This window comes from Methylotenera sp. G11 (genome assembly GCF_000799735.1).
Lineage (GTDB): Bacteria > Pseudomonadota > Gammaproteobacteria > Burkholderiales > Methylophilaceae > Methylotenera.
Genome location: NZ_JUHH01000001.1, coordinates 47,705 through 60,887 on the forward strand (window position 1 = coordinate 47,705; position 13,183 = coordinate 60,887).

At 50.8% G+C, this 13,183-nt stretch carries 9 protein-coding genes and 1 pseudogene; 5 read left to right on the plus strand and 5 right to left on the minus strand.

From position 1 onward, the window contains the following. Window positions 1-52: 52 nt before the first annotated feature. Window positions 53-1,510 (minus strand): M17 family metallopeptidase, encoded by a 1,458-nt coding sequence (locus GQ51_RS00260; protein ID WP_047548331.1) that lies wholly within the window; start codon window positions 1,508-1,510, stop codon window positions 53-55. 269 nt (window positions 1,511-1,779) lie between these two features. On the opposite strand from GQ51_RS00260, the gene aceE reads away from it, so the two are divergent. The 3 genes from aceE (at window position 1,780) to lpdA (ending at window position 7,739) form a co-directional block, all read left to right on the plus strand. Then, on the plus strand, window positions 1,780-4,449 hold the full coding sequence (gene aceE / locus GQ51_RS00265) for a pyruvate dehydrogenase (acetyl-transferring), homodimeric type (protein ID WP_047548335.1): 2,670 nt from the start codon (window positions 1,780-1,782) through the stop codon (window positions 4,447-4,449). 12 nt (window positions 4,450-4,461) lie between these two features. Then, window positions 4,462-5,790: a dihydrolipoyllysine-residue acetyltransferase gene (gene aceF / locus GQ51_RS00270; protein WP_047548337.1), complete on the plus strand. Its 1,329-nt coding sequence runs from the start codon at window positions 4,462-4,464 to the stop codon at window positions 5,788-5,790. Between the two features lie 167 nt (window positions 5,791-5,957). Continuing rightward, window positions 5,958-7,739, plus strand: a complete 1,782-nt coding sequence (lpdA, locus tag GQ51_RS00275; RefSeq protein WP_047553399.1) for a dihydrolipoyl dehydrogenase — start codon at window positions 5,958-5,960, stop codon at window positions 7,737-7,739. A 144-nt stretch (window positions 7,740-7,883) separates the two neighbouring features. Here the strand turns inward: lpdA and GQ51_RS00280 are convergent, their stop codons facing one another. From GQ51_RS00280 to birA, 4 genes are all read right to left on the minus strand, one after another. Continuing rightward, window positions 7,884-8,564 (minus strand): SPOR domain-containing protein, encoded by a 681-nt coding sequence (locus GQ51_RS00280; protein ID WP_047548340.1) that lies wholly within the window; start codon window positions 8,562-8,564, stop codon window positions 7,884-7,886. Between the two features lie 20 nt (window positions 8,565-8,584). After that, window positions 8,585-8,737, minus strand: coding sequence for a hypothetical protein (locus GQ51_RS12435; protein WP_160279987.1), 153 nt, complete (start codon window positions 8,735-8,737; stop codon window positions 8,585-8,587). Between the two features lie 72 nt (window positions 8,738-8,809). After that, window positions 8,810-9,613, minus strand: coding sequence for a type III pantothenate kinase (locus tag GQ51_RS00285; protein ID WP_047548344.1), 804 nt, complete (start codon window positions 9,611-9,613; stop codon window positions 8,810-8,812). A gap of 79 nt (window positions 9,614-9,692) precedes the next feature. Next, a complete protein-coding gene (gene birA, locus GQ51_RS00290; RefSeq protein ID WP_047553402.1) occupies window positions 9,693-10,664 on the minus strand; it encodes a bifunctional biotin--[acetyl-CoA-carboxylase] ligase/biotin operon repressor BirA in 972 nt (323 codons plus the stop codon). 118 nt (window positions 10,665-10,782) lie between these two features. Here birA and GQ51_RS00295 point away from each other — a divergent pair, with 118 nt between their 5' ends. Both GQ51_RS00295 and GQ51_RS00300 read left to right on the plus strand, forming a co-directional pair. Continuing rightward, window positions 10,783-12,570, plus strand: coding sequence for a glutamine--tRNA ligase/YqeY domain fusion protein (locus tag GQ51_RS00295; protein WP_047548347.1), 1,788 nt, complete (start codon window positions 10,783-10,785; stop codon window positions 12,568-12,570). Window positions 12,571-12,572: 2 nt separating this feature from the next. Next, window positions 12,573-13,160, plus strand: a pseudogene (locus tag GQ51_RS00300) (flavin reductase family protein). Window positions 13,161-13,183 lie beyond the last annotated feature (23 nt).

Here is a 13,183-nt window from a genome sequence, read left to right on the forward strand (position 1 = left end):
GCGATAGCGGTTCATCTATATAGTAAGTTAGCAATTCACGTTTCCTGTTCAATTAATCTTCAATCAGCGATTTCAGCATTTCGATACCAAAACCTACGCCAAAGCCATTTGTGTCAGCTTCAATAGCGCCAAGGCCGCCTTTGCGGTTGGCCGATGACAGGTCGGTGTGTAGCCATGGAATGTCGTGTTCAATGAATTTCCCCAGGAATCTTGCGGCATGTATGTGATCGCCGCCGCCTTCCAGGGTGCATTGTTTTATGTCTGCGACATCACTTTCCAAATCACTGTCAAAATCTTCTTCGTATGGAAAGGCGACGACTCTTTCGCCAGCCATATTACCGGCCCCGATGGCTTTGCAGGCAAGAGCGGGACGATTAGAAATCACGCCGCTGATGCGATCACCCAGTGCCGTGATCATGCTGCCCGTTAATGTCGCAAAGTCGATCATGTAATCAGGTTTCTGACGAGATGCTAATGTGAGTGTATCTGCCAACACCATGCGGCCTTCAGCATCTGTGTGTACGATTTCAATCGTCATACCGTTTAATGCTGTTACGACGTCATTTTGCTTATAGGCGGTTGGGCTGATATGGTTTTGTGCAATTGCCAGCCAGCAATCGATTTTGACCGGCAATTGCATTTCGCTGGCAGCTAACAATATCCCCAACGCGACGGCTGAGCCATTCATGTCTTCATGCATGCCAAGCATATATTTCGCTGGTTTCAGGTTATGGCCGCCGGTATCGAAGCAAATACCTTTACCGATGATTGCAATATGTTTTTTTGCCAGTGCCGGCTGATAAGTGAGGTGCACAATTGCCGCATCTTGCGGGTCTGAACCTTGACCTACTGCAACAAATGCACCGGCACCGATTTCTTTGAGTTTCTGCATGTCAAATTCTTCGTGCTGCCAGCCATGTTGTTTTGCGAGCGTGCTAACTTTTTCTCTGTAGCTTGAGGGCGTTAAATCATTGGGTGGGGTGGTTGTTAATTGCCTGCATAGCGTATTGCCTGCCACGCGTGCATTAACAAAACTGAAATCATGCTCTGCCTGGTATCCAAACAGGTCTATAATCTTTAAATGGCTTTTTGCATGATCTTTTTTACGGTTCGTCAGCTGCGCAGCATTTGCGGTCAGTACGTAATAGGCTGCGCAGGCATTCATGCTGCGTGCAGTTTCACTGCCATAAACGCATAACGCTATGTTCTCAGGATGCTCTTCAATAATCTGTTTTATGGCTTTCCGCAGCAGTGTGTGGCGCTGGAATGGTGTCAGGTTTTCATTCAAAATGATGAAACTTGCTAGTCCACCATGAGGTAAATCCACGGTAAGCGGTGATTTCTCCAGGTCTTTATATTTTTTCTTGACTCTACTTAGCTTTGTAAATAACGTCTGCGAAAAAGGCAGGTTCCTGTCTTCGTTCTCAGGTAGGACAAAAATCGCATATTGATAGCTGTTAAGTGTATTTTCGGTGGCATTAGCGACATTTTGTGTTAATTTTATTGACATTTATGATCCTGTAATTGATGTGTGATTGATGTTAACTGGCGCGTATTAACTGGTTTGCAAACACGAGTAAACTTGACCAAAACCCCTAAAAAAGACACACTACGGTTTTATAAAAAATTTTAATTACATCGCATCCGTATGGTGCGGTGTATTCAGACACGCAGTATTTGATTTTGTTACTTTTAGTCCATGGGTAATTATACCCATCCAAGTCAAGGCATGAAGGCTAAATTTATTCCACAAATACCGCAACACGGAGTCCTAACTGAATGTCATTGAACACAAATTTGAACAGTCCAGATATTGATAGTCAAGAAACCCAGGAGTGGCTTGATGCATTGATGGCCGTTATTGAAAACGAAGGTCCCGAGCGCGCGCACTTTTTGATAGAGTCTATGATCGACAAAGCTCGCCGCACAGGTGTTAACCTGCCTTATAACGCGACTACTGCTTATTTAAATACCATTCCTACGCATCTGCAGGATAAATTGCCCGGAGATCCTGAAATGGAACGCCGCATCCGCGCACTTGTGCGCTGGAATGCGATTATGACAGTGCTGCGCGCTAATGAAAAATCACCAGGCGTGGGCGGGCATATCGCAAGTTTCCAATCCGCTGCTACGCTTTACGATACTGGCTTTAACTATTTTTTCCGTGCGCCTAATGAAAACTTTGGCGGCGATTGTGTTTATTTCCAGGGACATTCTTCACCGGGCGTTTATGCGCGTGCCTTTCTTGAAGGCCGCATCACGGAAGAACAGATGGATAATTTCCGTCAGGAAACAGGTGGCAATGGCTTGCCAAGCTATCCGCATCCGTGGCTGATGCCTGATTTCTGGCAATTCCCAACCGTTTCCATGGGCTTGGGGCCATTGGCCGGTATTTATCAGGCGCGTTTCCTGAAGTACCTGCATGATCGCGGTATTGCTGATACCAGTGATCGCAAGGTATGGGTGTTCTGCGGAGACGGTGAGATGGATGAGCCTGAGTCATTGGGCGCTATTTCGCTGGCGGTACGTGAAAAACTGGATAACCTGATTTTTGTGATCAACTGTAACTTGCAGCGTCTGGATGGCCCTGTGCGCGGTAACGGCAAGATCATCCAGGAACTGGAATCTGATTTCAGAGGCTCAGGCTGGAATGTGCTGAAGGTCATCTGGGGTTCTTACTGGGATCCTCTGTTGGCGATGGATAAAGATGGCCTGCTCAAGAAACGCATGGAAGAATGCGTAGACGGTGAATATCAGAATTTCAAGCAAAAAGGCGGCGCTTACACACGTGAGCATTTTTTCGGAAAATATCCGGAGCTGAAAGCAATGGTCGCAGCCATGAGTGACCAGGATATATGGCGCCTGAACCGTGGCGGTCATGATCCGCATAAAGTATTTGCGGCTTACAATGCAGCTGTGAATCATAAAGGCCAGCCTACAGTGATTCTTGCCAAGACCGTTAAGGGGTATGGTATGGGTGAAGCTGGCGAAGGCCAGAACACGACGCACCAGCAAAAGAGCATGGATATCGAGTCACTTAAGAAATTCCGTGACCGCTTCGACTTGCCATTGACTGATGCACAGGTTGAGAGCCTGAGTTTCTACAGACCGGCCGAAGATTCACCGGAAATGAAATATATGGCTGAACGCCGTGCCGCCATGGGTGGTTTTGTGCCGCAGCGCCGCCGTAAAGGTAACGAACTGACCGTTCCGCAGTTGTCGGCTTTTGAGAATATGCTCGGGGCTACCGGTGAGCGTGAGATTTCTACCACGATGGCGTTTGTGCGTATCCTGTCAACCTTGGTACGTGATAAGGAGCTGGGCAAGTATGTAGTACCTATCGTGCCGGATGAGGCTCGTACTTTCGGTATGGAAGGCATGTTCCGTCAGCTTGGTATCTATGCGAGCCAGGGGCAGCTTTATGAACCGCAGGATTCTGACCAGGTGATGTTCTATAAAGAATCTAAAAATGGCCAGATTCTGGAAGAGGGCATTAACGAGGCTGGTGCATTCTCAAGCTGGTTGGCAGCGGCAACGTCATACTCTGTCACCGGCACGCAGATGATTCCGTTCTATATCTATTATTCAATGTTCGGCTTCCAGCGTATTGGCGACCTGGCATGGCTGGCAGGCGACTCCCGTGCGCGTGGTTTCCTGCTGGGTGCGACTGCAGGTCGTACAACATTGAACGGTGAAGGCCTGCAGCATGAAGATGGCCATAGTCACCTGATGTCGGCAACAATCCCGAATTGCGTGTCTTATGACCCGACATTTGCGTATGAATTGGCTGTGATTATTCAGGATGGTTTGCGCCGCATGGTGCAGAACCAGGAAGATGTGTACTACTACATCACCTTGATGAATGAAAACTACAGCCATCCGGAAATGCCAAAAGATTCTGCGGAAGGCATCCTGAAAGGTATGTACAGCTTCAGCAAATCCAAGGTCAAGGGTGAGCGCGTGCAGTTGATGGGTAGCGGTGTGATCTTGCGTGAAGTTATCGCTGCCGCTGAATTGCTTGAGAAAGACTGGGGGGTCGCTGCTGATGTATGGAGTGTGCCTAGCTTTACGGAATTACGCCGCGAAGGCCTGGATTGCGATCGCTGGAACATGCTGAATCCGGACAAGCCGCAAAGGGTCAGCTATGTTGCAGAATGCCTGAAAGATGCAAAAGGCCCTGTCATTGCTTCTACAGATTACATGAAGAGCTTTGCAGAGCAGATTCAGCGTTTTGTGCCCAATAGGTTTGTAGCGCTTGGTACGGATGGTTTCGGCCGTTCAGATAGCCGTGAAGCCTTACGTGACTTCTTTGAAGTGAATAAATACTACGTTGTGGTTGCCGCATTGAAAGCTTTGAGCGATGACGGAAAACTGCCTGCTGCCAAAGTGGCAGAGGCGGTTAAAAAATACAGCTTAGATTCCAACAAGCCAAACCCAACGACAGTTTAAGGAAACACACAGATGGCAGTTCAAGACATATTCGTCCCTGATATCGGTAATTTCGATAGCGTGGATGTCATTGAAGTATTAATAAAAGCAGGCGATACCGTTGCCAAAGATGATTCGCTGATGACGGTTGAGTCTGATAAAGCGTCTATGGATATTCCTGCCCCGTTTGCAGGTGTGGTGAAAGAAGTCAAGATTAAAGTGGGTGACAAAGCCGCACAAGGCACTTTGATCCTAACCATGGATGTCAATGATGCAGCAGCCGTTGCCGAACCGCCCGCCCCAGTCAAGGCGGAGCCTGCGGTACAGGCGCCTAAAGCTGTAATTCCTGAGCCTACCCGGCCTGCTCCAGAGCCGCCAAAACCAATCGCACCGGTACATCAGCCGGCGCCAGTGGGTGAGAGTGTGGTTGTAGCCCCTGGCAAGCTGTCTCATGCCAGCCCTTCCATTCGTCGCTTTGCGAGGGAGTTGGGTGTGAACCTGGCGCTGGTGAAAGGTACCGGACCTAAAAACCGCATCGTGCAAAGTGATGTGCAGGCTTATGTGAAGGGTGAGTTAGCCAAACCACGTACCGAAAATATGGGTGCTGGCCTAAGCAGCCTTGCAGCGCTGCCGATGCCGGTCATTGATTTCAGCCAGTTTGGCGCGATTGAGACCAAGCCTTTATCACGCATCAAAAAACTGTCTGGTGCCAACCTGCACCGTAACTGGGTGACGGCTCCGCACGTGACCCAGTTTGATGATGCCGACATTACGGATCTTGAAGACTTCCGCAAGTCCATGCAGGGGGAAGCCGAGAAACGTGGAGTTAAACTCACGATGCTGGCTTTCCTGATCAAGGCTTCAGTGAATGCATTAAAAGCTTACCCTAACTTTAATGCTTCATTATCACCGGATGGCGATAGCCTGATCCTGAAAAACTATTTCAACATCGGCTTTGCCTGTGACACGCCGGATGGTCTGGTGGTGCCGGTGGTGCGTGATGTACACCAGAAAGATGTGCTGGACATCGCACGTGACCTCGGGGAGCTTTCAGCCAAAGCGCGTGAGCGTAAATTGAAAGTTGAAGAGATGCAGGGCGGCTGTTTCACAATCTCAAGCCTGGGCGGTATTGGCGGCACGATGTTTACGCCGATCATCAATTGCCCCGAGGTAGCGATTCTAGGCGTATCCCGTTCATCCATGCAGCCGGTATATGATGCAAAAACCAAGACATTTGAACCGCGCCTGATTTTGCCGATGTCACTTTCATATGACCATCGTGTGATCGATGGCGCTGACGGTGCGCGTTTCACCAGCCATATGCGTATGATGCTGAGTGATGTAAGAAGGTTGCTGCTGTAATTTTTACAGGCAGTGAAGAGGGTGCGAAATTCGCGCCCTTTTTATTTAATGGATTGAATGTTTTATTGCTGTGACTGACCGTGCGATTGCGCAGCCAATGGCGGTGAATGGCATGGTTTAATGATAAAATTGCAGCAAATAACCAAAGTTTAGAGCAAGGGATAGGCATGAGTAATTTAGTTGAAGTATTGGTACCTGATATCGGCAACTTTGATAGCGTTGATGTGATTGAAGTGCTGGTGAAAGCAGGCGATGTGATTGCGAAGGAAGACTCCTTGATTACGGTAGAGTCTGATAAAGCATCTATGGATATTCCATCCTCCCATGCCGGTACGGTAAAAGAAGTTAAGGTTAAGGTTGGCGATAAAATCGCGAAAGACACGCTGATTTTGTTGGTAGAGGCGGAAGCCGCAGTGGCTGCTGCTCCAGCTAAAATAGAAACAGCTGCAGCCAGCCCTGCACCGGCAGCGCCCGCTGCGGCAGTTCCATCTCCGGCGCCAGCTGTTGCACCAGCTGGCAGCAGTGATATCAATACGCAAGTTGTAGTGCTGGGCAGTGGCCCAGGCGGTTATACCGCTGCTTTCCGTGCTGCTGACTTGGGTAAACAGGTAGTGCTGATTGAGCGTTATGCAACTTTGGGTGGAGTTTGTCTGAATGTCGGCTGTATTCCATCAAAAGCGTTATTGCACACGGCAAAAGTGATTACAGAAGCTGAAGAATCCAGCCATCACGGTGTGAGCTTCGGTAAACCTAGCGTAGATCTCGACCAGTTGCGCAGCTGGAAAGCAAACGAAGTGGTGGGCAAGCTCACTGGCGGCCTGGCAGCGATGGCAAAACAGCGCAACGTTACGGTGGTGCAAGGTGTAGGTAAATTCACCAGCCCTAATCAGATTGCGGTCACGGCTGAAGATGGCAAAGTGACTACGATAGGGTTTGAAAATGCAATTATCGCAGCTGGCTCGCAAGCGACCAAGTTCCCGGGTGTGGCTGCAGATGAACGCATCATGGATTCTACCGGTGCGTTGGCACTGGCTGACGTACCAAAACGCATGCTGGTGATCGGCGGCGGTATTATCGGCCTGGAAATGGGTACGGTTTACGATGCGCTGGGTACCAAAGTGAGTGTGGTTGAGTTTACCGATGGCCTGATCCAGGGTTGCGACCGCGACTTGGTACGCCCACTGCAAAAACGCATGGAGAAACGCTTTGAAACGATTATGCTCAACACGAAAGTGGCGAGCATGGAGCCTAAAACAGATGGTATCCATGTGACATTTGAGGGTGTTAACGGCAATGCGGAAGCGCCTAAAGGTGTGGAAGTGTATGACCGTGTGCTGGTTTCTATCGGCCGCCGCCCTAACGGCAAGAACATCGGTGCCGAAAATGCGGGCGTCGCGGTCGATGATTACGGCTTTATTGCCGTCGATAAGCAGATGCGTACCAATGTGCCGCATATCTTTGCGATTGGCGATATTGTCGGTCAGCCTATGCTCGCGCATAAAGCAACGCATGAAGCTAAAGTCGCGGCTGAAGTGATTGCCGGTGAAAAAGTTGAGTTTGTTGCATCCGTGATCCCGTCAGTTGCCTATACCGACCCTGAAGTGGCTTGGGTGGGCGTGACGGAAACAGAAGCCAAAGCCAAAGGCATTGCCATTGAAAAAGCCAGCTTCCCATGGGCAGCCAGCGGCCGTGCATTATCCATTGCACGTACCGAAGGCACCACCAAGCTGATATTCGATAAAGAAACCCATCGCGTGATCGGCGCCGGTATCGTCGGTACCAATGCCGGTGAATTGCTGGCTGAAGCCGTGCTGGCGATTGAAATGGGCGCAGATGCACATGATTTGGGTCTCACCATTCATGCCCACCCGACTTTGTCTGAAACGGTGTGTTTTGCCGCCGAGATGAAAGAAGGCACGATTACGGATCTTTACATCAAAAAGCGCTAATTTACAGAATCGGTGTCAGTTTTCATTATCGTTTAAGCAACCCACAGGGTCTGTATAGCCCCTGTGGGTTGCTTGCGTAACTATCATGTGCTGATTGAAGCGGTGTTTGTACTGAATCCGGGCCAGCTGTTCCAGCAGCCTTGCTTATTGGCAGCGGACTTCTTTCAGTTCAGCCGCCGGAAAATCCGGTTTTAATTTCTTAAGCTTGGCAATGTCGCTCTCGGTCATGTTGTTAAGTGCAAGGCTGTGGTGCCCTTTACCGTTGCTGCGCAGGGTTTTTTCAAGATTATTAATCCCTTTCTCCCGCAGTTCCCGGATCAGCTTGTCGGCCAGTTGTTCATCTTCAAAGATGCCGAATGAAATAGCGTTTTTCCATTTTTCTTCCTGCACCACAAACAGGTCGTCAACGCCAAGCGCCTTGAATTCTGCGGCTTTTCTTTGTGCTTCGGCTGCAGTTTTTAGTGGCGCTTTATAAACCCAGTATCGTTTGGGTTGGTCTGAATTTTCTTCTTTTGCGGTCGCCTGAATTTCTATTTTGGATAACGCTTTTTGCGCTTTTAAAAGACTGGCGTCAGAGAAAATCCCCCATTGAAAACACATGGCTACAGGCTGTGGCTCGATGACAGCTTGCGGTTCAATGATGGGCCGTGATGGTTCTGCTTTTTTAGGCAGGCTATCGATCTCTGCCTGTGTCAGCAATTTGATTTTATCCGGGTGGATTTCTGTCAGTTTGATTTCCGGTTTGCCTGGCAATATATAAGCAATGTTGAAATAGGCCAGCAAACCTATGTTGATGAGAGCCGATAACCAGAAAAAACGTTTCATTGCATGTCACTTTATATTTTTTATACGTTATATTTTTTATTATAAAGGTAATCAGGCACAAGTTTAAACATGACAGCCATGTTCACGCTGCTGTTTGATTTCAGCTGCCTTGGGCTGAATACATGATTACGCCATGCGGTATTGTCCAGCAAACCAGCCTGGGTGTCTATCATCGCTTTGTTCCCTGCTGTGAGACGTAAACACTGCGAGCCGGTTTCTGGGCGCGGTTCAGTAGCGAGTCTCGCTCATTGCTGAGGCGGTTGTTCAGTCTGGTTGAAATAATCCAGCAGATACAGGCCGTTCAGAACCAGGTTGTCAATGATTACGGTCGGGTTTGTCACGCGGTCAGTGAGGTGGTGCTGGATGACGTCGGCGTCACCGCCGCTCAGGATAATGAAAGGTGTTTGCCAGCATTGTGCTTCCAATGCAGCGGCCATGCGTTCAACGGCGCCGGTGATCGCATTCAATGCCCCGGCATCCATGGCTTGTGCGGTCGATTTTGCAAAAATATTGACGGGAGTGTTCTCAGCGGATTCACGTATTGCGTTTTTAAGCGGCAGCTGTGCCGTACCAACACCAAGGCTCGCTTGCATCAGGCGGATTCCGGGAAGTATCATGCCGCCAAGGAATTCGCCTTGCTGCTTGCTGCCTGATGCGCCATGCAGTGCATCTACAGTGACTGCTGTTCCGGCGTTAACCACTACGCAGGCGGTATGCTTACTGTGCCATGCTGCAATCAGTGCGGCCCAGCGGTCGGTGCCCAGCGTTTCAGGCTCGGCATAACCATTGATGACATTGCAGGCTTCGGGGCTGGCAGTGACACACAGCACCGGCTGGTGATGGCTTGCCAGCAATTTTTCAAGGCGGGAAGCATGGACTTTGCCGGCTACGTTGGAAATAATGACCCGTTCGTAACCTAGTGTTCTGGGGCTAAGGTCAATACCTGCCAACTGGTCATTGGCACACACGCCATTGTGGGTGATTTCACCATTCCGGTTAAATACCGCCCACTTGGTTCTGGTGTTTCCGGCGTCTATAGTCAAAAGCATATTTTTCCAGAGGATTGAACTGGCATTAGCTGCATTCTATCACCAAGTGTTGCAACGGCGGAGCTGCTGCAAACCTGCGTCAGGTTCCGCGCAGGCTGATTTCACCGGATATGAAACGCTGCATGCCGGCTGCGGTTGCGACCAGCAAACTGCCATCCTCGGTAATGCCTTTTACTACACCGTGTATTTCACGGCCATCCGGCATCAGCATGCGTACATCCTTTTCATGGTAGGCGTGGTGTTGCGTCCATTCGTCACGTAATGCAGCAAAACCGCCTTGCTCGAATGCAGTCAATACATCAGCCAGGTGTTTCAGCAATGCAGCCAGCAAGTGGTTAGGGTTAAGTTCGCCATTCAATAGGCTTGCCAGATCTGTCACCGGCTGGTCGATCTGCTGCTTCAGCTTGTCCGGCAGATTCAGGTTGATGCCCATGCCGATTACGGCGGTACTCGGGCCTTCCATGTCTCCTTGCAGTTCAATCAGGATGCCTGCCAGTTTTTTACGGCCGATCAGCACATCATTGGGCCATTTAAGCTGCGTGCCGGTCATGCCAAGCCCATGCAGGCTGCGCATCAGCGCTATGCCTGCGGCCAGGCTCAGGCCCGACAATGCCGATGCCCCGCACTGAAAGCGCCACAGCACGGAAAAAGTCAGGCTTGCGCCTAGTCCCGCATGCCAGCTGCGGCCACGCCTGCCGCGGCCGCCGGTTTGCAGGTTGGCCGCAACGCAGGTGGCGTGCCTGGCTGTGCCGATGTTCTGCATAAGGTAACTGTTGGTAGAGGCTAAGTGGTCATGCACCTCTACGTGCAGTGACGTGCCATATTCATCAAGTGCGCCTGATATGGTTTGCGCATCAAGCAAAGTGACAGGCTGCGGCAGTTTATAGCCGCGTCCCGGTACCGAAAAGATTTCGACGCCCAGTTGTCCCGCATATTGCAGGGCATTCCATACCGTTGCGCGGCTGACATGGAAATGGCGGGCTATCGCTTCGCCGGAATGAAATTTTCCGTCTGCCAGGAGTCTTAAAATAGGAAAGGTGAGGGCGTTCATGACGGCCATGATTTTAGCATAGGCGTTCCGGACCCCATGTAATCAATTTCCTGAGCTAGCCCATACAATACGGCAAGCTGGTGTAAAATAACGGTAACTTAAATTAGAACGTGTTGCCATGTCATCCGAAAAAAATCCAAATAGCGCATCAGCGCCAGCTTCCAATTTTATTCGCGCCATTATTGAAAAAGATTTAGGCCAAAACAGATACGCCGCAAAAAAGTGGGCAGGCAATCCAGGTGATGCACAGCATCATGAGGCCGGCCAGGTTGATTTTGCCAAAATCCGCACACGCTTTCCGCCGGAGCCGAATGGGTACCTGCATATTGGTCATGCCAAATCCATTTTCCTGAATTTTGGCCTGGCGCGTGATTTTGGCGGCATATGCCATATGCGTTTTGATGACACCAATCCGGAAAAAGAAAGCCAGGAGTATGTAGACAGCATTTCAGACGGCGTGAAATGGCTGGGCTTCGGCTGGGAGAATCAAGGTCCGAATGGCACCGAGTCCAATCTTTATTTTGCCAGCGACTATTTTGATTTCATGTACCGCGCGGCTGAAAGCCTGATTGAAAATGGCTGTGCTTATGTAGATGAGCAAAGCGCAGATGAAATGCGCATCAACCGCGGTACACTTACCGAACCAGGCAGGAACTCGCCGTTCCGTAACCGCACTGCGGCTGAGAACCTGGCGCGTTTCCGTGAAATGCGCGACGGCAAGCATGCAGACGGCAGCATGGTGCTGCGCGCCAAGATCGATATGGCATCGCCAAATATCAACATGCGCGACCCCGCGATCTACCGTGTGCGCCGCGCGCATCATCATAACACCGGCGACAAATGGTGCATCTACCCGATGTACACGTTTGCGCATCCGGTAGAAGATGCGCTGGAGCGCGTCACACACTCAATCTGCACACTGGAATTCGAAGACCAGCGCCCATTCTACGACTGGCTGCTGGAGCGGCTGGCCGATGCCGGCCTGCTGGCACATCCGCTGCCCAAGCAATACGAATTCGCGCGTCTGAACCTGACTTATGTCGTGCTTTCGAAACGCAAGCTGATTCAGCTGGTGGAAGAGAAGCACGTGACAGGCTGGGATGATCCGCGCCTGCCGACGCTCGCCGGCGCGCGCCGCCGCGGCTATACAGCGGCCGGTTTCAGGCTGTTTACCGATCGCATCGGCGTCAGCAAAGCTGATTCATGGATCGAATACACGATACTTGAAGACTGCATGCGCGAAGTGCTTAATGTGGATGCAGAGCGCCGCATCGCCGTGCTCGACCCGATCAAGCTGGTGATTGATAACTATCCGGAAGGTCAAAGTGAAGACTGCTTCGCTCCAAATCACCCGTTGAAAGCGGAGTTGGGCAAACGCACCGTGCAATTGTCGAAAGAGCTGTGGATCGAGCGTGAAGACTTTATGGAAGCGCCGAGCAAAGGCTTCTTCAGGCTTACACCAGGCGGCATGGTGCGCCTGCGTTACGGCTACGTAGTGCAATGCACCGGCTGCGAAAAAGATGCAAACGGCAATGTGACCGTAGTGCACTGCGAATACTTGCCCGACACAAAATCCGGCACCCCGGGTTCTGACAGCGTGAAAGTAAAGGGCAACATCCACTGGGTATCGGCGGCACATGCTTACGAGTGCGAAGTGCGCCTGTATGACCGCTTGTTCAAAGAAGCGAACCCAGGCAGCGGTGACCGTGACTTTCTGGATGACATCAACCAGAACTCCGTGCAAGTGATCACGGCACAGCTGGAGCAAAGCCTGCGCGATGCCAGAGCGGAAGACAGCTTCCAGTTCGAGCGTCATGGCTACTTTGTGGCAGACAGTAAAGACAGTGTCGCCGGCAAGCCTGTATTCAACCGTACCGTGACCTTGCGGGACGCATGGCAGAAGTAGCGATGCGGCGTGTAGACCTGGCAAAAGCTTATTACCTGCTTAACCATGGCCCTACCATTCTTGTGACTTCCGCCCATGCCGGCAGGCGCAACATCATGGCCGCGGCATGGAATGTGCCGCTGGATTTTGACCCGCCAAAGCTGATTGTGGTCATAGACAAAAACACCTATACGCGGGAGCTGGTTGAAGCCTCCGGCACTTTTGCGATCAACGTGCCGTGTGTGGCGCAGATAGACACCGTTTATTAGGTCGGCAGCAGTTCAGGCCGAGACCTGGAAGGTACCGATAAATTCACTGAATATCACCTGCAAACTTTCCCTGCCGAAGCAATCGATGCGCCGTTGCTCAAAGGCTGCGTGGCATGGCTGGAATGTAAAGTCATCCCTGAGCCGCATAACCAGAACACTTATGATCTGTTCATTGCCGAAGTGGTGGCTGCCCATGCCGATGAGCGTGTGTTCTCGCAAAATGAACATGGCCAATATCGCTGGCATTTCGAGGGGCATGATGATCTGCGCACGATTCATCATGTGGCAGGAGGCAGTTTTTTTGCCGCCGGTGCCATGCACCAGGCTGGCCATTCCGGTTAAAGTTTGTTACGGTAACCATTTCA

Bases quoted from the DNA above. Each gene is read 5' to 3' on its own strand.
- GQ51_RS00295 (WP_047548347.1), top strand. From the start codon at position 10,783: ATGTCATCCGAAAAAAATCCAAATAGCGCATCAGCGCCAGCTTCCAAT.
- lpdA (WP_047553399.1), top strand. From the start codon at position 5,958: ATGAGTAATTTAGTTGAAGTATTGGTACCTGATATCGGCAACTTTGAT.
- GQ51_RS00285 (WP_047548344.1), bottom strand. From the start codon at position 9,613: ATGCTTTTGACTATAGACGCCGGAAACACCAGAACCAAGTGGGCGGTA.
- aceE (WP_047548335.1), top strand. From the start codon at position 1,780: ATGTCATTGAACACAAATTTGAACAGTCCAGATATTGATAGTCAAGAA.
- GQ51_RS00280 (WP_047548340.1), bottom strand. From the start codon at position 8,564: ATGAAACGTTTTTTCTGGTTATCGGCTCTCATCAACATAGGTTTGCTG.
- GQ51_RS00260 (WP_047548331.1), bottom strand. From the start codon at position 1,510: ATGTCAATAAAATTAACACAAAATGTCGCTAATGCCACCGAAAATACA.
- birA (WP_047553402.1), bottom strand. From the start codon at position 10,664: ATGAACGCCCTCACCTTTCCTATTTTAAGACTCCTGGCAGACGGAAAA.
- aceF (WP_047548337.1), top strand. From the start codon at position 4,462: ATGGCAGTTCAAGACATATTCGTCCCTGATATCGGTAATTTCGATAGC.
- GQ51_RS12435 (WP_160279987.1), bottom strand. From the start codon at position 8,737: ATGATAGACACCCAGGCTGGTTTGCTGGACAATACCGCATGGCGTAAT.